The organism is Tabrizicola soli (assembly GCF_015999335.1).
GTDB lineage: Bacteria > Pseudomonadota > Alphaproteobacteria > Rhodobacterales > Rhodobacteraceae > Tabrizicola > Tabrizicola soli.
Window position 1 is genome coordinate 149542 of sequence record NZ_JAEACP010000003.1, and the last position, 18801, is coordinate 168342.

19 protein-coding genes are annotated in these 18801 nt (G+C 68.1%); 6 read left to right on the forward strand and 13 right to left on the reverse strand.

Translation table 11 applies throughout. The annotated features are described in order from the left end of the window. Positions 1-23 precede the first annotated feature (23 nt). Positions 24-788 (reverse strand): ABC transporter ATP-binding protein, encoded by a 765-nt coding sequence (locus tag I7S92_RS03910; protein ID WP_197642167.1) that lies wholly within the window; start codon positions 786-788, stop codon positions 24-26. A 144-nt stretch (positions 789-932) separates the two neighbouring features. On the opposite strand from I7S92_RS03910, the gene surE reads away from it, so the two are divergent. Genes surE through I7S92_RS03925 form a run of 3 tightly spaced genes read left to right on the forward strand, consistent with a single transcriptional unit; the run spans position 933 to position 3621 of the window. After that, positions 933-1718, forward strand: a complete 786-nt coding sequence (gene surE, locus I7S92_RS03915) for a 5'/3'-nucleotidase SurE (protein ID WP_197642168.1) — start codon at positions 933-935, stop codon at positions 1716-1718. 2 nt (positions 1719-1720) lie between these two features. After that, a complete protein-coding gene (locus I7S92_RS03920; protein WP_386003956.1) occupies positions 1721-2395 on the forward strand; it encodes a protein-L-isoaspartate(D-aspartate) O-methyltransferase in 675 nt (224 codons plus the stop codon). A gap of 50 nt (positions 2396-2445) precedes the next feature. Then, positions 2446-3621 carry a peptidoglycan DD-metalloendopeptidase family protein gene (locus tag I7S92_RS03925; RefSeq protein WP_197642170.1) on the forward strand — a complete coding sequence of 392 codons (1176 nt, stop codon included), beginning with the start codon at positions 2446-2448 and terminating at the stop codon, positions 3619-3621. A gap of 84 nt (positions 3622-3705) precedes the next feature. Here the strand turns inward: I7S92_RS03925 and I7S92_RS03930 are convergent, their stop codons facing one another. The 5 genes from I7S92_RS03930 to I7S92_RS03950 are packed head-to-tail and all read right to left on the reverse strand — an operon-like array spanning position 3706 to position 7568. Beyond that, positions 3706-4980 (reverse strand): hemolysin family protein, encoded by a 1275-nt coding sequence (locus tag I7S92_RS03930; RefSeq protein WP_197642171.1) that lies wholly within the window; start codon positions 4978-4980, stop codon positions 3706-3708. Between the two features lie 49 nt (positions 4981-5029). Continuing rightward, a complete protein-coding gene (locus I7S92_RS03935) occupies positions 5030-5872 on the reverse strand; it encodes an ATP-binding protein (protein WP_197642172.1) in 843 nt (280 codons plus the stop codon). Beyond that, the gene (gene tatC / locus I7S92_RS03940) at positions 5869-6774 is read right to left on the reverse strand and encodes a twin-arginine translocase subunit TatC (RefSeq protein WP_197642173.1); all 906 of its coding nucleotides are present in this window, start codon (positions 6772-6774) and stop codon (positions 5869-5871) included. The genes I7S92_RS03935 and tatC overlap by 4 nt, the downstream gene beginning before the upstream one ends. Continuing rightward, a complete protein-coding gene (locus tag I7S92_RS03945) occupies positions 6771-7352 on the reverse strand; it encodes a Sec-independent protein translocase subunit TatA/TatB (RefSeq protein ID WP_197642174.1) in 582 nt (193 codons plus the stop codon). Before I7S92_RS03945 ends, tatC begins: the two co-directional genes overlap by 4 nt. Before the next feature lie 27 nt (positions 7353-7379). After that, complete coding sequence (locus I7S92_RS03950) at positions 7380-7568, reverse strand: twin-arginine translocase TatA/TatE family subunit (RefSeq protein WP_242070062.1); 189 nt, start codon at positions 7566-7568, stop codon at positions 7380-7382. A 187-nt stretch (positions 7569-7755) separates the two neighbouring features. Here I7S92_RS03950 and I7S92_RS03955 point away from each other — a divergent pair, with 187 nt between their 5' ends. After that, entirely contained in the window at positions 7756-8109 is a 354-nt protein-coding gene (locus I7S92_RS03955; protein WP_197642176.1) for a helix-turn-helix transcriptional regulator, read from the forward strand. A gap of 73 nt (positions 8110-8182) precedes the next feature. Here I7S92_RS03955 and I7S92_RS03960 read toward each other — a convergent pair whose 3' ends face one another. The 3 genes from I7S92_RS03960 to I7S92_RS03970 all read right to left on the reverse strand — a co-directional run bounded on the left by I7S92_RS03960 (position 8183) and on the right by I7S92_RS03970 (position 10552). Continuing rightward, positions 8183-9277, reverse strand: coding sequence for an ABC transporter ATP-binding protein (locus tag I7S92_RS03960; protein ID WP_197642177.1), 1095 nt, complete (start codon positions 9275-9277; stop codon positions 8183-8185). 72 nt (positions 9278-9349) lie between these two features. After that, the gene (locus tag I7S92_RS03965; protein ID WP_197642178.1) at positions 9350-10126 is read right to left on the reverse strand and encodes an SDR family oxidoreductase; all 777 of its coding nucleotides are present in this window, start codon (positions 10124-10126) and stop codon (positions 9350-9352) included. Positions 10127-10186: 60 nt separating this feature from the next. Continuing rightward, positions 10187-10552, reverse strand: a complete 366-nt coding sequence (locus tag I7S92_RS03970) for a nuclear transport factor 2 family protein (RefSeq protein WP_197642179.1) — start codon at positions 10550-10552, stop codon at positions 10187-10189. Positions 10553-10657: 105 nt separating this feature from the next. Here I7S92_RS03970 and I7S92_RS03975 point away from each other — a divergent pair, with 105 nt between their 5' ends. Both I7S92_RS03975 and I7S92_RS03980 read left to right on the forward strand, forming a co-directional pair. Continuing rightward, positions 10658-12253: a peptide chain release factor 3 gene (locus I7S92_RS03975; protein WP_197642180.1), complete on the forward strand. Its 1596-nt coding sequence runs from the start codon at positions 10658-10660 to the stop codon at positions 12251-12253. Positions 12254-12398: 145 nt separating this feature from the next. After that, the gene (locus I7S92_RS03980) at positions 12399-14009 is read left to right on the forward strand and encodes a DEAD/DEAH box helicase (protein ID WP_197642181.1); all 1611 of its coding nucleotides are present in this window, start codon (positions 12399-12401) and stop codon (positions 14007-14009) included. Between the two features lie 39 nt (positions 14010-14048). Here I7S92_RS03980 and I7S92_RS03985 read toward each other — a convergent pair whose 3' ends face one another. From I7S92_RS03985 to nuoN, 4 genes are all read right to left on the reverse strand, one after another. Next, a complete protein-coding gene (locus I7S92_RS03985) occupies positions 14049-15725 on the reverse strand; it encodes a ribonuclease J (protein WP_197642182.1) in 1677 nt (558 codons plus the stop codon). Next, a complete protein-coding gene (locus I7S92_RS03990) occupies positions 15722-16495 on the reverse strand; it encodes a type III pantothenate kinase (protein ID WP_197642183.1) in 774 nt (257 codons plus the stop codon). Before I7S92_RS03990 ends, I7S92_RS03985 begins: the two co-directional genes overlap by 4 nt. Before the next feature lie 119 nt (positions 16496-16614). Continuing rightward, on the reverse strand, positions 16615-17370 hold the full coding sequence (locus I7S92_RS03995) for a biotin--[acetyl-CoA-carboxylase] ligase (protein ID WP_197642184.1): 756 nt from the start codon (positions 17368-17370) through the stop codon (positions 16615-16617). After that, on the reverse strand, positions 17360-18796 hold the full coding sequence (gene nuoN, locus I7S92_RS04000; protein ID WP_197642185.1) for an NADH-quinone oxidoreductase subunit NuoN: 1437 nt from the start codon (positions 18794-18796) through the stop codon (positions 17360-17362). The genes I7S92_RS03995 and nuoN overlap by 11 nt, the downstream gene beginning before the upstream one ends. Positions 18797-18801 lie beyond the last annotated feature (5 nt).

Here is an 18801-nt window from a genome sequence, read left to right on the forward strand (position 1 = left end):
TCCTTGTTGGGGGTTCCGCCGGTTCAGGCGACGGATTTCAGGAACTGTTTCAGCCGGTCGGATTTCGGCCCGCCGAACAGCTGGTCGGGCGGGCCCTCCTCCTCGATCCGGCCGTTGTGCAGGTAGATGACGTGGTCCGCGACCTCGCGGGCGAATTTCATCTCATGCGTGACGAGGATCATCGTGCGCCCCTCCTCGGCAAGGCCGCGGATGACCTGGAGGACCTCGCCCACCAGCTCGGGGTCGAGGGCCGAGGTCGGCTCGTCGAACAGCATCGCGCGCGGCTCCATGCACAATGCGCGGGCGATGGCGGCGCGCTGCTGCTGGCCGCCGGACATGAAGGCCGGATAGGCGCCCTCCTTCTCGGCCAGGCCCACCCGCGCCAGAAGCTTGCGCGCCCGCGCAATGGCCTGGTCCTTCGGCAGCTTCAGGACATGGACCGGCACCTCGATCAGGTTTTCCAGCACGGTGCGGTGGGTCCAGAGGTTGAAGCTCTGGAACACCATCCCCAGCGACTGGCGGATCCGCTCGATCTGGCGGCGGTCGGCGGGGCTGCCGTCGGGGCGCATCGCCACCGTCTCGCCCGCGATGGTGATCCGGCCGGAACTGGGCGTCTCGAGAAAGTTGATGCAGCGCAGCATGGTGGACTTGCCCGAGCCCGACCCGCCGATGATCGCCACCACATCGCCCTCGCGCGCGGTGAGCGAGACGCCCTTCAGCACCTCATGCGCGCCGAAACTCTTGTGCAGCCCGTCAACCCTGATCGCCTCTGGCCTGTCCGTCGTCATGCGCCCCCCGCTTCTTGTTATATGAGCGTGCAATTCAACGCCGCGCAAGCTTTTCCTTTGCGCCCCCTGACTGCCCGGCATCGGGTGACGCGCCTTGAAGGGAAAACCCGGCTCGTCTAATCAGGGGCATCAGCCGGGGGAACCATGCGCATCCTGATCACCAACGACGACGGCATCAACGCGCCGGGGCTTGAGGTCCTGACCGAAATCGCCATGACCATCGCCGGACCCGAGGGCGAGGTCTGGACGGTGGCCCCGGCCTTCGAGCAATCGGGCGTGGCGCATTGCATCAGCTACACCCATCCGATGATGATCGCCGAACTGGCCGAGCGCCGCTTCGCGGCCGAGGGCAGCCCGGCCGACTGCGTGCTGGCGGCGATCTATGACGTGCTGGAGGGCGCGAAGCCGGATCTGGTTCTCTCGGGCGTGAACCGGGGCAACAACGCGGCCGAGAACGTGCTGTATTCCGGCACGATCGGCGGCGCGATGGAGGCGGCGCTGCAGGGCGTTCCCTCCATCGCCATGTCGCAGTTCTTCGGCCCCGAGAATGCGCGCCTTGCCGATCCCTTCGAATGTGCCCGCACCCATGGCGCTGCCGTGGTCCGCGCGCTGCTGGACAAGGGGCTGTGGAGCCAGGACGACTACCGCGTCTTCTACAACGTGAACTTCCCGCCCCTGCCCGCCGCGCCGACGCTGGGGATGAAGGTCGCACCGCAGGGCTTCCGCCGCGACACCGCCTTCTCGGTCGAGCCGCATCTGTCGCCCTCGGGCAGGCGCTTCCTCTGGATCAAGGGCGGGCCGCAGCAGACGCCGACCCTGCCCGGCACCGATGCGGCGGTGAACCTGGACGGCTGGATCTCGGTCACGCCGATGCGGGCGGACCTGACCGCGCATGACCTGCTTTCCGACCTGGAGCTCCGGCTCGCATGACCATGGGGCCGGAGGATCGCAACCCAGACGACGCCTCCGGGGACCTTGCCGAACGCAAGATGCGCTTTCTCTTTGCCCTCAGATCCCGTGGCGTGACCGATGCAAGGGTCCTGACCGCGATGGAGCGGATCGACCGCGGCCTCTTCGTGCGCGGCATCTTCGCCGACCGCGCCTATGAGGACATGCCGCTGCCCATCGCCTGCGGCCAGACGATCAGCCAGCCCTCGGTCGTGGGGCTGATGACCCAGGCGCTGCAGGTCAGCCCGCGCGACACGGTGCTGGAGGTCGGCACCGGCTCGGGCTACCAGGCGGCGATCCTGTCGCAGCTGGCCCGGCGGGTCTATACCGTGGACCGCTACCGCCGCCTGGTGCGCGAGGCGGGCGAACTGTTCCGCCAGCTCGACATCACCAACATCACCGCCATCGCGGCCGACGGCTCTTTCGGACTGCCCGATCAGGGGCCCTTCGACCGCATCCTGGTGACCGCCGCCGCCGAGGACCCGCCCGGCCCGCTTCTGGAGCAGCTGAAGCCCGGCGGCATCATGGTGCTGCCGGTCGGCCAGTCGGATGCGGTGCAAAGCCTGATCAAGGTCACCCGCGGATCACGCGGCTTTGATTACGAGGAACTTCGCCCAGTGCGCTTCGTGCCTCTGGTGGAAGGGCTGGGGTCCGAGTAGACTTTGCCCCGAGACGGGATCAACCCGGACAGCGGAAGATGAGGCGGCAGATGCGGAATTCCTTGGACAGACTGCGGCTCCTGGGCCTTGGCGCCAGCCTTCTGGCCCTGACGGCCTGCATGGATACCCGCAACCTGGACTGGGACATGCGGGCCGGCGGCGGCGACACGTCGGATGCCGCGCGCCAGGCCACGGCGGCGGCGCCCACGGCGGATGCGAACGGCATCCTGTCCTATCCCGATTACCAGCTGGCCAAGGCCCGGCGCGGCGATACCGTCGCCGCCATGGCCGGCCGCCTGGGCCTGAATGCCGAGGAACTGGCCCGGAGCAATGCGCTGCGCCCGACCGATCCCCTGCGCGAGGGCGAGATGCTGCTGCTGCCCGCCCGCGTCTCCGCCACGCCGCAGCCTGCCGCCATCGCCAGCGGCGGCATCGCGGGTGGCGGCGGGCCGATCGACATTTCCTCGATCGCCACCACGGCGCTGGATGCGGCCGGTCCGACTCCGGTCGCGGCCTCGCCCGCCGCGTCGAAGCCGATCTCGGGCCAGCCCCTGACCCACCGCGTCGCGCGCGGCGAGACCGCCTTCACCATCGCGCGGACCTACAACGTCTCGGCCAAGGCGCTGGCCGACTGGAACCAGCTGGGCGCGGACATGGCCGTGCGTGAGGGCCAGACCCTGATCATCCCGATCGCCACCGCCCCCGCGCCGGACCCCGAACCCGTGCCGACGCCCCCCGGCGCCGGCAGCCCGACGCCCGAGCCGCCCTCGGCCGCGAAGCCGCTGCCCGACGAGAAGCCCGAGGTCGCGGCCGCCAAGCCCAAGGCCACCCCGCCCTCGCCCGACATGGGCGAACAGGCGACCGCGGCCTCGGCCGCGAAGATGGCGATGCCGGTCGCGGGCAAGATCATCCGCGGCTACGACCGCAAGTCGAACCAGGGCATCGACATCTCGGCCGCGGCGGGCGCGCCGGTGAAGGCGGCGGATGCGGGAACGGTGACGGTGATCTCGGCGGACACGACCGGCAAGGGCATCGTGATCCTGCGGCACGCGAACAACCTCCTGACGGTCTATGTCGGCGTCGGCGGGGTCGGCGTGAAGAAGGGCGACAAGGTCAGCCGCGGCCAGTCGATCGGCACGGTCGCGGCGGGCAACCCGGCCTTCCTGCATTTCGAGGTGCGCAACACCTCGAAGGAAAGCTTCGACCCGATGACCTATCTGCAATAGGCCGCTCGTCGATGCACTTCGTGCACTCCTCGCCGGCGACCTGCCGAGGAGGAGACGAAGTCGAACGACGAGGGGACCTGAGGATCAGTCCCCGACCCTGGCCACCAGGATCTTGTCGATCCGCCGCCCGTCGAGGTCGATCACCTCGAAGCAGAAGCCCTCGGCCGTGAAGCTGGCGCCCAGCTCGGGGATATGGCCCAGCTGGTGCAGCATCAGCCCCGCCACCGTGTCATATTCCCCCGCCATCTCGCGCGGCAGGCCCAGCTTGTCGCAGAACTCGTCCACCGGCATCCAGCCCGCCACCAGCTGGCTGCCATCGGCGCGGGTGACGATGGCGGGCTCATCCGGCTCGCTGGCCGCCACCGCGCCGGTGATCGCCTCCAGCACGTCTCCGCTGGTGATGATTCCCTCGAAATGGCCGTATTCGTCATAGACCAGCGCCAGGTGATGCTCGGTCTTCTGCAGGATCTCCAGCACATCCAGCGCCTCGGCCCGGTCCGAGACCACCGGCACCTCGCGCAGAAGCGCCTTGAGGTCCAGCGTCTCGCGGCGCGAGACGGCCTGGAAGGCATCGGACAGCAGCACGATGCCCACCACATCGCCCTCAGCATCGGCGACCGGCATCCGGGGCCGCGCGACCTTGCGGATCGCGGCCACGGCCTCGGCCCCGGTCGCCTCCAGCGGCAGCATCTCGATCTCGTGGCGCGGCGTCATCAGCGCCCGGGCCGTGCGGTCGCCCAGACGCATCACCCCGGTGATCATCTCGCGTTCCTCGGTTTCCAGGACGCCGCCCTCATGCGCCTCGGCCAGGAGGACATGGACCTCCTCCTCGGTCACGCGATTCTCGCTCTCGCCGCGCTGGCCGAGAAGCCAGAGCATCCCGCGCCCCGAGCGGTCCAGGAACCAGACCAACGGCGCCGCGACGATCGACAGCAGCGTCATCGCCGGGGCCATGCGCACCGCGACCCCCTCGGCATTGCGCAGCGCCATCTGCTTCGGCACCAACTCGCCCACGATCAGGCTGACATAGGTGATCGCGACCACCACGCCGCCCACGCCCAGGGTCGAGGCCATCTCGGCCGTCACCCCCTGCCCGACCAGCCAGGACGAAAGCCGCTGCCCCAGGGTCGCCCCGGAAAGCGCACCCGAGAGCACGCCCACCGCCGTGATGCCGATCTGCACGGTCGAGAGGAAGCGGCCCGGATCCTCGGCCAGGCGCAGGGCCAGCCGCGCGCCGCGGCTCTTGCCCTCCAGGGGCTTCAGCCGGGCGGGACGCGCACTGACGATGGCGAGTTCGGACATGGCCAGCACGCCGTTCAGGACGATCAGGGCCAGGATGACGACGATTTCAGCTAGCATGAATAGACGCGTAAGGCGCAACGCACCGCCATGCAAGGGGCCGCCGGGCTCAGACCCGAATCCGCACCCCTTCGCGCGCGGCAAGGTCGCAGAAGAACTGCCAGGCCACCCGGCCCGACCGACCGCCCCGCGTCGCCTGCCACTCCACCGCCTCGGCATGCAGCCGCTCCTCGGGCAGCTTGACCCCATGCGCGGCGCAATAGCCCCGGATCATCTCCAGGTATTCGTCCTGGGTGCAGGGATGGAAGCCCAGCCACAACCCGAAACGGTCGGACAGCGAGACCTTTTCCTCCACCGCCTCGCCGGGATTGATCGCGGTCGAGCGTTCATTCTCGATCATGTCGCGCGGCATCAGGTGGCGGCGGTTCGAGGTGGCGTAGAACAGCACGTTCTCTGGCCGCCCCTCGATCCCGCCATCCAGCACCGCCTTCAGGCTTTTGTAATGCTGGTCATCATGGGAAAACGACAGGTCGTCGCAGAACAGCAGGAAGCAGTGCGGCGCGGCGCGCAGATGCGCCAGCAGGCGCTGGACGGAAGGCAGGTCCTCGCGCGACAGCTCCACGATCTTCAGGTCATGCCCCTCGGCCCGGACCTGGGCGTGGACGGCCTTGACGAGGCTCGACTTCCCCATCCCCCGCGCGCCCCAGAGGAGCGCGTTGTTCGCCGGCAAGCCGGCCGCGAAATGCCGGGTGTTCTCCAGCAGCGTATCGCGCGAGCGGTTGACGCCCACCAAGAGCGACAGGTCCACGCGGGAGACATGGGCCACCGGGTCAAGCCGGTCGGGCGCCGTATGCCAGACGAAAGCCTCGGCCGCGAAATCGGGCGCGGGCATCGGCGCGGGGGCGAGACGTTCCAGCGCCGCCGCGATCCGTTCCAGGGGGTCGTCGATCACGCCTTGGTCTCCGTGTCTCCGTCGGTGTCCTCGACCCACAGGCCTTCGGCCCGCAACTCGGCCTCGCGGCGCTTCTCGATCCGCTTGATCAGGAAGATCGACACCTCGTAGAGCGGGTAGATGCAGGCGAAAAGGATCAGCTGGCTCATGATGTCGGGCGGCGTCACCAGTGCGGCCACGAACAGGATGACGACGATCGCATAGCGCCGCATCCCCGCCAGGCCCGCCGAACTCGCCAGCCCCGCCTTGCCCATCAGCGTCAGCAGCACCGGCAGCTGGAAGCACAGGCCGAAGGCCAGGATCAGCTTGAGGCTGATGTCCAGCGTTTCGTTCACCTTGCCCTGGAAGACGATGTCGATGCCCTTGGACGCCGCCGCCGGGGCCGTGACCACGGCATCGCCGGGCACCTCGCCGAAGCCGGGAATCAGCGCGGTCAGGATCGAGGCGCTGTCGGCATAGCCCAGGAAGAACTGCATCGCCATCGGCGTCACGATGAAATGCGCGAAGGCGGCGCCGATGATGAACAGGACCGGCGAGGCGATGAGGAACGGCAGGAAGGCCTGCTTCTCGCTGCGGTAAAGGCCCGGCGCCACGAAGCGCCACAGCTGGTAGGCGATCACCGGGAAGCTGAGCATCAGCCCGCCCACCATCGCGATATGCATGAGCGTGAAGAAGTATTCCTGCGGCGCGGTGTACTGCATCACCGGGTTCGGGTTGCCCAGCGCGCGCATGGCTTCCTCGATCGGGGCCAGCATGAAGTCCAGAATCGGCTCGGCCACGATGAAGCACAGCACCATCGCCACCAGGAAGGCGCCGACCGACCAGATCAGGCGATTGCGCAGCTCGGCCAGATGCTCGACCAGCGGGGCCGAGCTGTCGTCGATCTCGTTCCTGCTGCTCATGCCGGGTCCCCTGCGGTCTTGTCGGCCTTCTTGCGGACCCGGCCCGCCTTCTTCGGCGCAGGTTCGGCGGGACCCGCTTCCGCCACGGCCGCGCCCGCGCCGATGGCCCGCATCTTCGCCGCCGCTTCCTCGGCCACCGCCTTGCGCGCCGCCTGCTTCCGGGCCAGCTCAGCCGTCGCGGGGCCCAGTGCCGGGGCGGCAGGTTCAGCCGCTGCCGAGGTTCCGGCCGGTGCCGCTGCCGTCACCGCCGCCGCCGAGGCCGCAACCGTCTGCGGCGCAGGCGTCGTCTTGGCCGGATTCTTCAGGGGATCCCATTTCTCGAAGCGGTCGGCGGCCGATTTCACCGCATCCAGCCCCGCCCCGGCGGGGTTGGAGACCGCCTTGAGACCGTCGGTCACGTCCTTGACGCCCGTCTCCTTCGCCGCCTGCTCCATGGCACGGCTGAACTCGCGCCCCATCGAGCGTATCTTCGCCGTGATCCGGCCCAGTTCGCGGAACATGCCCGGCAGGTCCTTGGGACCGATCACGATCAACGCGACGATCCCGACCAGCATCATCTCGGACCAGCTGAAGTCCATCTTGCCACTCCCGAGGGATCGGTCGGATCAGGCCTTGTCCTTCTCGGGGGTGACGTCCTTGGCGCCGTCGGCCGCGGCCTTCTCGATCTCTTCGCTGCCTTCCTTCACGCCCTTCTTGAAGGCGGTGATGCCCTTGCCGACCTCGCCCATCATCGAGGCGATCTTGCCGCGGCCAAACAGCACCAGAAGGACGATGGCGATCAGCAGAAGCTGCATTGGTCCCGGAGCGTGCATGGTGGTTCTCCTGTAAAGTCCCGCATCAAGCGCGGGCATCCATCCTGACTGCATCCCCAATATGGCGGATGCCCCCCCGCTTCCAAGGGCCAAGCGACTTGCGCCTCCCGCTCTACTGACAGTATTTTGTCAGTAAGGCGGGCAATCCTGCCCAGCCGAGGCCAGGACCATGAAGCGCGACGCCCGGCTCTACGACATCGTCCAGGTGCTGCGGGACGGGCGGCTGCACACCGCGGCCGAACTGGCCGAGCGGCTGGGCGTCTCGACCCGCACGATCTGGCGCGACATGGAGATGCTGGCCGCCACCGGCCTGCCGGTGACCGGCGAGCGGGGCCTGGGCTATATCCTGCGCTCGCCGCTGATGCTGCCGCCGACCATGCTGACCCCTGACGAACTCGACGCCCTGGTCGAGGGCCTGCGCCATGTCGGCGAGGAGGGCAACCCGAGGGCACGGGCGGCGCGAAGCCTTCTCTACAAGATCGCCACCCTCCTGCCGCAGTCGGGGATCGGGACCGATGGCTGATCCGCGGGCCGATTCGCCGCCCGACAGGTGCCATACGCTTGCCAGACGGTGTCCAGACCGGCGTTTCGCGACCTCAGCTCCTGCCATGCGACCCGAAGACGAAACAGCGGTCGCGCCGGATCATCAGCCACAGGACCGTCCCCGGCTTCGGCAGGAAGACCCCCGGCACGCTGGCGGTCAGCTTCGCCCCCTCGAAATCCATCGAGAAATCGACGAGGCTCTCGCGGCCCAGATAGCGGCTGCGCAACACCGTGCCCCGGGCGGGCGTGCCGTCCTCGGGCGTCGGATTCGGCCCCCGCCCGCCGCGGTCGAAGTCGATGCGCAGGTGCTGCGGCCGGATCACGATCTCGACCTCGGCCCCGTCGGCATGGCCCGGCGTCAGGAAGGCGCCGAAGGGCGTTTCGGTCAGCGCCCCGCGCGAAATGCCCCGTATCACGTTGATATCGCTGAAGAAGGCCGCCGCCGCCTTGTCCACCGGGGCGTTGTAGACATTATAGGGCGCACCTTTCTGCACGATCCGGCCCTGCCGCATCAGCGCGATTTCATCCGCCATCCGCATCGCCTCGTCCGGCTCGTGCGTGACGAGGAGGACGGCGGCGCCCTCTTCCTTCAGAAGCTCCAGCGTGCGGTCGCGGATCCCGTCGCGCAAGCGGTTGTCGAGCCCCGAGAAGGGCTCGTCCATCAGCATCACGCGCGGACGCGGCGCCAGAGCCCGCGCCAGCGCCACACGCTGCTGCTCGCCGCCCGAAAGCTCATGCGGATGCTTCTGGCCGAAGCCGGAAAGATCTACCTTTTCAAGCAGCTCCCCGATCCTCTGCACCTTCCGCGCCCGCTCGGCCCGCAGGCCGAAGCCCACGTTCTCGGCCACCGTCAGATGCGGGAACAGCGCGAAATCCTGGAACATCAGCCCCACCGAGCGCGCCTCGGGCGGGACATGCACCCCTGGCCCTTCGACCAGCCGGCCGTCGATCCGCACCTCGCCCTGGTCCGTCCGCTCCACCCCCGCGATGATCCGCAGCGTGGTGGACTTGCCACAGCCCGAGGGGCCGAGAAGGCAGGTCACCTGCCCCGCCGCCACGGTCAGCGTCACGTCATCCACCACCCGCCGCCCGCCGAAAGCGCGGCTCAGATGCGAGACCTCGAGACGAAGGGGGGTGCTGTCCGGCATGAAACCCGTGGAAATTCCTCGGGCTTTCCTAGCAGCGCCGCTCCCCCCCGGCAAGGTCGGAGGCCGGCAGGATCAGAAGGTCGTGTTCGTAGCCCCGCCGTCCAGCAGGATGTTCTGCCCGACGATGAACCCGGCATGCCGCGAGCAGAGGAAGGCGCAGGCCGCCCCGAATTCCTCCGGCGTGCCATAGCGCCCGGCCGGGATAGTGGCGGCGCGTTCGGCAAAGGCCTCCTCCATGCTGATCCCCCGGGCCTTCACAACGCCCTGGTCCAGCGCCACCGCCCGGTCCGTCGCATGGATGCCGGGCAGAAGATTGTTGATCGTCACACCTTTCCCCGCCACCTGCCGCGCGGTTCCGGCGACAAAGCCGGTCAGCCCCGTCCGGGCTGAATTCGACAGGCCCAGCACCGAGACCGGCGCCTTGACCGAAACGCTGGTGATGTTCACCACCCGCCCCCAGCCTTGCGCCATCATCCCCGGCAGGACCGCCTGCATCAGCGCGATCGGGGTCAGCATGTTGGCGTCCAGCGCCTTGATGAAGTCATCGCGGCTCCAGTCGGACCACATGCCGGGGGGCGGCCCGCCCGCATTGGTGACGAGGATATCGAAGGGACCATGCGCCAGCACCGCTGCCCGGCCCGCCTCGGTGGTGATATCGCCCGCGACCGCGACCACATCCACTCCGGATTTCGCCCGGATCCCGGCCGCCGTCGCCTCCAGCGCCTCGGCCCCGCGGGCATTCATCACCAGGTCGACCCCGGCCTCGGCCAGGGCCTCGGCACAGCCCCGGCCCAGCCCTTTCGACGATGCGCAGACCAGCGCCCGTTTTCCCCTGATCCCCAGATCCATGCATCACCTCCTGCTTTGTACAAAGCCTAGCAGGCAGCGGCGGAAGGGCAAGGCGCGGGGTCAGGCGGTGTAGAAGAACTCCTCGCGGACGATCTTTCCATCCTTCACGTGGTAGACCGCAACCTCGCGGGCCTGCGACCGCTCGCCCGTGGCCTTGTCGGTGGTGTCCATCTCGAACACCAGCGCGAAACGGTCCTCGCCATGCAGGAACGGCCCTTCGGTGGCGAAGGCATGCACGTCGAAATTCGCGCCCCACCAGTCGTGCTTGCCATGGATGCCCGCAAGGCCCCTGGTCTCGCGCCCGCCGCCCATGTCCGTCGCCTCGACCGACACGGCATCGGGCGCATAGAGCCGGTCGAGATTCTCGCGCTCACGCCCTTCGCGGCAGCCCGCGGCCAGTTCGTCGGCAATCTCCGCAAGAGTCATGGCATCCTCCAATGTTCTATCAATGTTCTCTTCCTGCATGGCTTGCCCGAGTCGCACAAGCCTGCTTCTGTTGCGATGCCCGCGACCGCAGCCTATAGGGGGCGCATGACAAACCGCGCCCCCCTTCCGCCCGAAATCTCCCGCCGCCGGACCTTCGCGATCATCGCGCACCCCGACGCCGGCAAGACCACGCTGACCGAAAAGTTCCTGCTGTTCGGCGGCGCGATCCAGATGGCCGGCCAGGTCCGCGCCAAGGGCGAGGCGCGGCGCACGCGCTCGGACTTCCTGAAGATGGAACAGGACCGGGGCATCTCGGTTTCCGCCTCGGCGATGTCCTTCGACTTCCGCCAGTATCGCTTCAACCTGGTCGACACCCCCGGCCACAGCGACTTTTCCGAGGACACCTACCGCACCCTGACGGCCGTCGATGCCGCGATCATGGTGATCGACGGGGCCAAGGGCGTGGAGAGCCAGACGCGGAAACTCTTCGAGGTCTGCCGGCTGCGCGACCTGCCGATCCTGACCTTCTGCAACAAGATGGACCGCGAGGCCCGCGACACCTTCGAGATCATCGACGAGATCCAGGAGAACCTGGCGATCGACGTGACCCCGGCCAGCTGGCCGATCGGCTCGGGCCGGGATTTCGTCGGCGCCTATGACCTGCTGCACGACCGGCTGGAGATCATGGACCGCGCCGACCGCAACAAGATCGCGGAATCGATCCAGATTTCCGGCGTGGACGATCCGAAGCTGGCCGAACACATCCCCGCCGACCTGCTCCAGAAGTTCCACGAAGAGTTGGAGATGGCGCGGGAACTGCTGCCGGCCTTCGACCGCGCGGCCTTCCTGAACGGCTCGATGACGCCGATCTGGTTCGGCTCGGCGATCAACTCCTTCGGCGTGAAGGAGTTGATGGACGGTATCGGCGAATTCGGCCCCGAGCCCGAGCCGCAGAAGGCGGCCGAGCGGCAGGTCGATCCGGCCGAGCCCGAGGTGACCGGCTTCGTCTTCAAGGTCCAGGCCAACATGGACCCCAAGCACCGCGACCGGGTCGCCTTCGTCCGCCTCGCCTCGGGCCATTTCGAGCGCGGGATGAAGCTGTTCCACGTCCGCTCGAAGAAGCCGATGTCGATCACCAACCCGGTCCTCTTCCTCGCCGCCGACCGGGAACTGGCCGAGGAGGCCTGGGCCGGCGACATCATCGGCATCCCGAACCACGGCCAGTTGCGCATCGGCGACGCGCTGACCGAGGGCGAGTCGCTGCGCTTCACCGGCATCCCGAGTTTCGCGCCGGAGCTTCTGCAGACCATCCGCGCGCTTGACCCGATGAAGGCCAAGCATCTGGAAAAGGCCCTGACGCAGTTCGCCGAGGAAGGGGCCGCGAAGGTGTTCAAGCCGATGATCGGCTCGGGCTATATCGTCGGCGTCGTGGGGGCCTTGCAGTTCGACGTGCTGGCCAGCCGGATCGAGCTGGAATATTCGCTGCCGGTCCGCTTCGAGGGTTCGAACTTCGTCTCGGCCCGCTGGATTTCCGGCGACAAGGCCGAGATCGAGAAACTGGTCGCGGTGAACAAGGGCCATATCGCGCATGACAGCGACGGGGATCTCGTGTTCCTGACCCGCCTGCAATGGGACATCGACCGGGTGCTGCGCGACTATCCCGGCGTCAAGCTGACCGCGACCAAGGAGATGATGGCCTGAGGCCGACCCTTTTCCCGCTGCCTTGACCCTTCCGCGCATTTGCGATAAGGGCCAACTGCGGCCAAAACGGGCCGAGACGCCGGGGCGCCCGGAAACTTGCGTCCCATAATCCATGCGGTCCGATACCGCATCCATTAGGACGCTCATGACCAAATTCTCCGACCTCGCGCTGGACCCGCGCGTGTTGCAAGCCATCACCGAAGCCGGCTACGAGACCCCCACCCCGATCCAGGCCCAGGCCATCCCCGAGGCGCTGAAGGGCCGCGACGTGCTGGGCATCGCCCAGACCGGCACCGGCAAGACCGCGAGCTTTACCCTGCCGATGATCACGCTTCTGGGCCAGGGCCGCGCCCGCGCCCGGATGCCGCGCAGCCTGGTGCTGGCGCCGACGCGGGAACTGGCCGCCCAGGTGGCCGAGAACTTCGACATCTACGCCAAGCATACCAAGCTGACCAAGGCGCTCCTGATCGGCGGCGTCGCCTTCGGCGAGCAGGACAAGCTGATCGACCGCGGCGTCGACGTGCTGATCGCCACACCGGGCCGGTTACTGGACCATTTCGAGCGTGGCAAGCTCCTCCTCACCGGCGTGCAGATCATGGTGGTGGACGAGGCCGACCGGATGCTCGACATGGGCTTCATCCCGGATATCGAGCGGATCTTCCAACTGACCCCCTTCACCCGCCAGACCATGTTCTACTCGGCCACCATGGCGCCCGAGATCGAGCGGATCACCAACACCTTCCTCACCAACCCCGCCCGGATCGAAGTGGCGCGGCAGGCGACGACCTCGACCACGATCACCCAAGGCCTGATCGAGGTGAAACCCGTCCGCAAGGACCGCAGCTTCGGCGACAAGCGCGCCTGCCTGCGGGCCCTGATCCGCGCCGAGGGCGAGGCCTGCACCAATGCGATCATCTTCTGCAACCGGAAGATGGACGTGGACGTCGTCGCCAAGTCGCTGAAATCACATGGCTTCAACGCAGCGGCGATCCATGGCGACCTTGACCAGTCGCAGCGGATGAAGACGTTGGACGCCTTCCGCGACGGCAGCCTGCACCTTCTGGTCGCCTCGGACGTAGCGGCGCGCGGCCTCGACATCCCGGCCGTGAGCCACGTCTTCAACTTCGACGTGCCGTCCCACCCCGAGGATTACGTCCACCGCATCGGCCGCACCGGCCGCGCCGGGCGCCTGGGCAAGGCCTTCACCATCGCCGTCCCCTCGGACGAGAAATACCTCAAGGCGATCGAAAGCCTGATCAAGGCCGAAATCCCGCGCGCGCCCCTGCCCGAAGGCTTCGAGCCCGACACCCGCGAAGGCAAGCCCGACCGCCCGCGCGAAGAGCGCAAGGGGCGCGACCGTAGCCGGAGCCGCGAGCGTGAGCGCGAGCGTCCGGTCAAGGCCCATGACGAAGTGGCGCCGATGGAGCCGCTGGTCGTCACCCCGAAGCCCGCGGTGGCCGAGGAGGAATCCCCGCGCGAGGAACGCCGTGAACCGCGCCGCCGCGACGAGCGCCGCGAACCGCGCGAGGAGCGTCGCGAGCCCCGGCCCGAACCCCGGGAAGAGCGTCAGGATCGCCGCGAGCCGCGCGAGGAGCGTCGGGACGACCGCCGCGACCAGCGCCGCGACCGCGACCTTGGCCCGGCGGTGATCGGCATGGGCGACCATGTGCCCGATTTCATCCTGCGCAGCTTCGCGCCGAAACCCACGCCAACGGATGAGGCCGAGGAGACGATCCCGGCCGGCACCGAAGGCTGAGACGACAAGGCCCCGCAGTGCGGGGCCTTTTCTTTCGTGCTATTCCGCCACCAGCCGGCTGATCACCACCGTGACCTCGGGCTTCTTGCCGATCTCCTCGACCGAGATCTGGCGCACGACGCGGCGGAGTTCCTCTTCCAGCTTGTCGTCGTCGCCAAGGATCTTGCGGCCCAGCCGGTCGATCACCTGTGCGAGGTCGGCCTCCAGCGTCTCGGCCAGCGGCCGCTCGCCCCGCCCGACCGGGGGAAGGCCCATGATCTCGACCCAAGGCTCGCCCATCGGCTCGTCGCCCTCGTCCAGGATCAGCGTGACCAGCACATGCCCGTTCAGCGCCATGCGGATCCGGTCGCGCACCACCCCGTCCAGGGCCCCGACCATCGCGGTGCCGTCCAGGTAGATCCGGCCGGTCTCGACGTATTCCGCCACCTCGGGCACGTCGCCGGTCAGGTCCAGCATCGTCCCGTTCGGCGCAACCGCCGCCGCGATCCCGGATTCGGTGGCGATGCGGACATGTTCGGCCAGATGTCGATGCTCGCCATGCATCGGAATCAGCATGTCGGGCAGGATCAGCCGGTGCACATGCTCCAGGTCCGGGCGGTTGGCATGGCCCGAGACATGGTACTTGCCGCCCTGGTCGTCGATCACCTGCACGCCCATCTCGGAAAACGCGTTCCAGACCCGCAGCACGTCGCGCTCGTTGCCGGGAATGGTCTTCGAGGAAAAGAGGAAGGTGTCCCCCTCCCTCATCTCCAGCCCGAGATACTTGCCGCGCGACAGCTGCGCGCTGGCGGCGCGGCGCTCGCCCTGGCTGCCGGTGACGAGCAGCATCAGGTTGCGGCGCGGCACTTCCAGCGCCTCCTCGGGCGTCACGGTCTTCGGGAAGCCCGACAGCACCGCCGCCTCCTCCGACGCCGAAAGCATCCGCTTCATCGACCGGCCCAGCACGCAGATCGTGCGGTCGGCCGCGCGGCCGGCCTCGGCCAGGGTCTTCAGCCGCGCGACGTTCGAGCCGAAGGTCGTCGCCACCACCATGCCGGTGCAGCCGCGGATCAGCTCGGTCAGCGGTTCGGCCAGCGTGGCCTCGGACCGGCCGGGATGCAGCGAGAAGACGTTGGTGGAATCGCAGGTCATCGCCTTGACCGGCTTTTCCGCCACGATCTCGCCGATGCGGGCGTCATCCCAGGCCTCGCCCACCACCGGGCTGTGGTCGATCTTGAAATCGGCCGAGTGGAAGATGCGGCCCGCGGGCGTGTCGATCACCAGGGCCGAGGATTCGGGGATAGAATGGCTGACCGGGACGAACTGCACCTTGAAGGGTCCGGCCTCGACCGTGGCGGGGCGCGGCTCGACGGTGACGATCTGGTCGACGGGCAGGCCCGCCTCCTCGAACTTCAGCCGGCCGATGGTCGCGGTGAAGCGGCGGCAATAGACCTTCTTGCCCAGCTCGGGCCAGAGATGCGGCAGCGCGCCGATATGGTCCTCATGCGCATGGGTGATGAAGATCGCTTCCAGCCGGTCCAGCTTGTCATGCAGCCAGGAGACATCCGGCATGATCAGGTCGACGCCGGGCGAGCTGTCCATGTCCGGAAAGGCCACGCCCGTATCGACCAGGATCAGCCGCTCCTTCCCCCTCGGCCCGTAGCCGTAGACATAGGAATTCATGCCGATCTCGCCGGCGCCACCGAGGGGAAGGTAGATCAGTCGGTTCGCGCTCATGGGTTTTCCTTGTTGTATGCATTGATCAGGACGAGGCCATGCATGGTCAGGTCGTCCTCGATCTGATGAAATAGCTCGGTTCCTTGGGCGAAAAGGCTGGCAAGCCCTCCGGTCGCGATGACTTTCGTCGGCCGCTCGCGCTCCCGCCGGATTTCGCGCACGATGCCCTCGACCAGGCCGACATACCCCCAATACACGCCGGACTGCATGCAGGCCACCGTATTCGTGCCGATGGCGCGCGCGGGCCTCGCCACGTCGATATGCGGCAGGGCGGCGGCGGCCATGTGCAGCGCCTCGAGGCTGAGGTTCACCCCCGGCGCGATCACCCCGCCGACATAGGCGCCGTCGCTGTCCACCACGTCGAAGGTGGTGGCGGTGCCGAAGTCGACGACGATCAGGTCGCCGCCATGCCGGGCAAAGCCGGCGACCGTGTTGACCAGCCGGTCCGGGCCGACCGTGGTGCCCTGGTCCACCCTCGGCGCCACCGGCAGGCGGCAGTCGGGCTTGCCCACCACCAGCGGGCGGCAGTTGAAATAACGGTCGCAGAGGACGCGCAGGTTGAACACCACGCGCGGCACGGTCGAGGAGATGATCGCCTCGGTGATCTCGGCCTCGACCTTGCGGATCGCCATCAGGCTGGAGAGCCAGACGAAATACTCGTCCGCCGTGCGCCGGTGATCCGTGGCGATCCGCCAGGTGGCAAGGAAGCGGCTGCCGTCCCAGATCGAGAAGACGGTGTTGGTATTGCCGCAGTCGATGGCGAGAAGCATGGGCGGGATCTCGGGTTGGGGCGAAGGACCGGGAGGTCACATCCCATTGGTTACTTGAAGCAATGGCGTAAACCAATGGCCAACCCCGTGGAGCATTCCGGCCAGGAGGACGCCAGAGGTCAGAAGAACACTTCGGCGGCCGGGATGGCAAGGGTGGCTTGCGGGGTGCGCAGGATCAGGTTGCCGCTGGCGTCGATGCTCTCGAACCGGCCCTCGCGGGTCTCGGCCCCGGTGCGGGCGCGGATCACCTCGCCCAGCCGGGCCGCATGGGCAAGCCATTCGGCGCGCAGGGGGGCGAAACCCCCGGCGGTGAAGCGGGCCTCCCAGCGGGCATAGGCGGGGGCGAGGGCGACGAGGAAGCCTTCGGGCGTGATGCGCAGGCCGGTTTCCTGCAGCAGCGAGACCGGCGGCACCGCGCCCGGCTCGACAAGGGCGGGATCGGGGGCGGCGATCAGGTTGACGCCAATGCCGATGCAGAGGACCGGATCGGGCCCGCCCAGCCCCTGGCTTTCCAGCAGGATGCCGGCCAGCTTGCCGCCGTTGCAGAGCACATCGTTCGGCCATTTCAGCGCGAAGCTGGCGGGAAGGCCGGTCAGCTGCACCAGCGCATCCCGCAGCGCCAACGCGGCGGCGAAGGACCGCAGCGCCACCTGCTCGGGCGGCCCGGACGGTTTCAGGACGAGGGTGCCGTGGAAATTGCCGCGCGGGCTGACCCAGGGTCGGGCACGGCGGCCGCGCCCGGCGGTCTGCAGCCCGGCGACGATCCAGGTCGGGCCGTCCAGCGCCGGGGCGCGGCGGAAGCCTTCGGCATTGGTGCTGTCGATTTCGGGCAGGGCGATATGCCGCCCCGCCCCGGTGCCTGCCTCAGCGGACAAGAGCTTCGGCCGCGACAGCCGCGGCGGGCTCGACCCCGAACAGGTTCACGATGCCGACGACCATGATCGCGGCAACGCCCACCAGCATCGCCCATTGCACCGGGGCCATGCGGCTGTCGATCGGATCCTGCTCGGCGCCGAAGTACATGTAGTAGACGATGCGCAGATAGTAGAAGGCGCCGATCACGCTGGCCACGGCCCCGGCGACGGCAAGCCAGACCATGCCGGCATCCACGGCGGCCTTCAGCACGTAGAACTTGCCGAAGAAGCCCACCATCGGCGGCACGCCGGCAAGGCTGAACAGCAGGACCAGCATGGCCAGCGCCTTCAGCGGTTCCTTCTTCGCGAACTGGTTCAGCCCGTTGATGTCGGCGACCGGACGGCCGTCCCGCTCCATCGACAGGATGAAGGCGAAGGTGCCGATGTTCATGGTGACATAGATCACCATGTAGATCAGCGCCGCCTGCACGCCATAGGCGGTGCCGACCGCAAGACCGATCATCGCATAGCCCATGTGGGCGATCGAGGAATAGGCCATCAGCCGCTTGAAGTCGCGCTGCCCGATCCCCGCCACGGCGCCAAGGAACATCGAGGCGACCGAGAGCCCCGCCAGCACCTGGCCCCACTGGCCGGGGATGCCGCCGAAGGCGTCCTGCACCAGCCGCGCGATCAGCGCGATGGCGGCGACCTTGGGCGCGGTGGCGAAGAAGGCCGTCACCGGAGTGGGCGAGCCCTCGTAGACGTCCGGGGTCCACATGTGGAAAGGCGCGGCCGAGACCTTGAAGGCCAGGCCCGAAAGCATGAACACCAGCCCGAACAGAAGCCCCAGCGGCACGCCGTCCTGCAGCGTCGACAGGATGCCGGCGAACTGGGTGGTGCCGGCATAGCCATAGACCAGCGAGGCACCGTAAAGCAGCAGGCCCGAGGAGAGCGAGCCCAGCACGAAATACTTCAGCCCCGCTTCCGCGGATTTGCCGCTGTCGCGCCGCATCGCGGCCAGGACGTAAAGCGACAGGGACTGCAGCTCGAGCCCCATGTAGAGCGTGATCAGGTCGGCGGCCGAGACCATGACCATCATCCCCACCACCGAAAGGGTCACGAGGATCGGATATTCAAAGCGCAGGATCCCGCGCCGGCCCATGTAGTCCTGGCTCATCGCCAGCACGGCGGCGGCGGACAGCAGGACGGTGACCTTGGCGAAACGGGCGAAGGGGTCGTCGGAGACCAGCCCGCCGAACGCGGCGCGCGCACCCTCGCCGCTGGCCCCGATGTACAGCGCCAGCGCCACGAACAGGCCCGAGGTCGCCCACATCAGCATCGGCGCAAGCCGGTCCTTGCCGGTGTAGACCGCGACCATCAGCGCGGCCATGGCATAGCCCGCCAGCAGGATCTCGGGCAGAAGGATCTGGAAATCTGCAGAGTTCATCGCGG

What these genes read in the sequence shown, in the direction of transcription:
- I7S92_RS03910 (WP_197642167.1), bottom strand. Translation starts at nt 788, where the DNA reads ATGACGACGGACAGGCCAGAGGCGATCAGGGTTGACGGGCTGCACAAG.
- surE (WP_197642168.1), top strand. Translation starts at nt 933, where the DNA reads ATGCGCATCCTGATCACCAACGACGACGGCATCAACGCGCCGGGGCTT.
- I7S92_RS03920 (WP_386003956.1), top strand. Translation starts at nt 1,721, where the DNA reads ATGGGGCCGGAGGATCGCAACCCAGACGACGCCTCCGGGGACCTTGCC.
- I7S92_RS03925 (WP_197642170.1), top strand. Translation starts at nt 2,446, where the DNA reads ATGCGGAATTCCTTGGACAGACTGCGGCTCCTGGGCCTTGGCGCCAGC.
- I7S92_RS03930 (WP_197642171.1), bottom strand. Translation starts at nt 4,980, where the DNA reads ATGCTAGCTGAAATCGTCGTCATCCTGGCCCTGATCGTCCTGAACGGC.
- tatC (WP_197642173.1), bottom strand. Translation starts at nt 6,774, where the DNA reads ATGAGCAGCAGGAACGAGATCGACGACAGCTCGGCCCCGCTGGTCGAG.
- I7S92_RS03945 (WP_197642174.1), bottom strand. Translation starts at nt 7,352, where the DNA reads ATGGACTTCAGCTGGTCCGAGATGATGCTGGTCGGGATCGTCGCGTTG.
- I7S92_RS03950 (WP_242070062.1), bottom strand. Translation starts at nt 7,568, where the DNA reads ATGCAGCTTCTGCTGATCGCCATCGTCCTTCTGGTGCTGTTTGGCCGC.
- I7S92_RS03955 (WP_197642176.1), top strand. Translation starts at nt 7,756, where the DNA reads ATGAAGCGCGACGCCCGGCTCTACGACATCGTCCAGGTGCTGCGGGAC.
- I7S92_RS03960 (WP_197642177.1), bottom strand. Translation starts at nt 9,277, where the DNA reads ATGCCGGACAGCACCCCCCTTCGTCTCGAGGTCTCGCATCTGAGCCGC.
- I7S92_RS03965 (WP_197642178.1), bottom strand. Translation starts at nt 10,126, where the DNA reads ATGGATCTGGGGATCAGGGGAAAACGGGCGCTGGTCTGCGCATCGTCG.
- I7S92_RS03970 (WP_197642179.1), bottom strand. Translation starts at nt 10,552, where the DNA reads ATGACTCTTGCGGAGATTGCCGACGAACTGGCCGCGGGCTGCCGCGAA.
- I7S92_RS03975 (WP_197642180.1), top strand. Translation starts at nt 10,658, where the DNA reads ATGACAAACCGCGCCCCCCTTCCGCCCGAAATCTCCCGCCGCCGGACC.
- I7S92_RS03980 (WP_197642181.1), top strand. Translation starts at nt 12,399, where the DNA reads ATGACCAAATTCTCCGACCTCGCGCTGGACCCGCGCGTGTTGCAAGCC.
- I7S92_RS03985 (WP_197642182.1), bottom strand. Translation starts at nt 15,725, where the DNA reads ATGAGCGCGAACCGACTGATCTACCTTCCCCTCGGTGGCGCCGGCGAG.
- I7S92_RS03990 (WP_197642183.1), bottom strand. Translation starts at nt 16,495, where the DNA reads ATGCTTCTCGCCATCGACTGCGGCAATACCAACACCGTCTTCTCGATC.
- nuoN (WP_197642185.1), bottom strand. Translation starts at nt 18,796, where the DNA reads ATGAACTCTGCAGATTTCCAGATCCTTCTGCCCGAGATCCTGCTGGCG.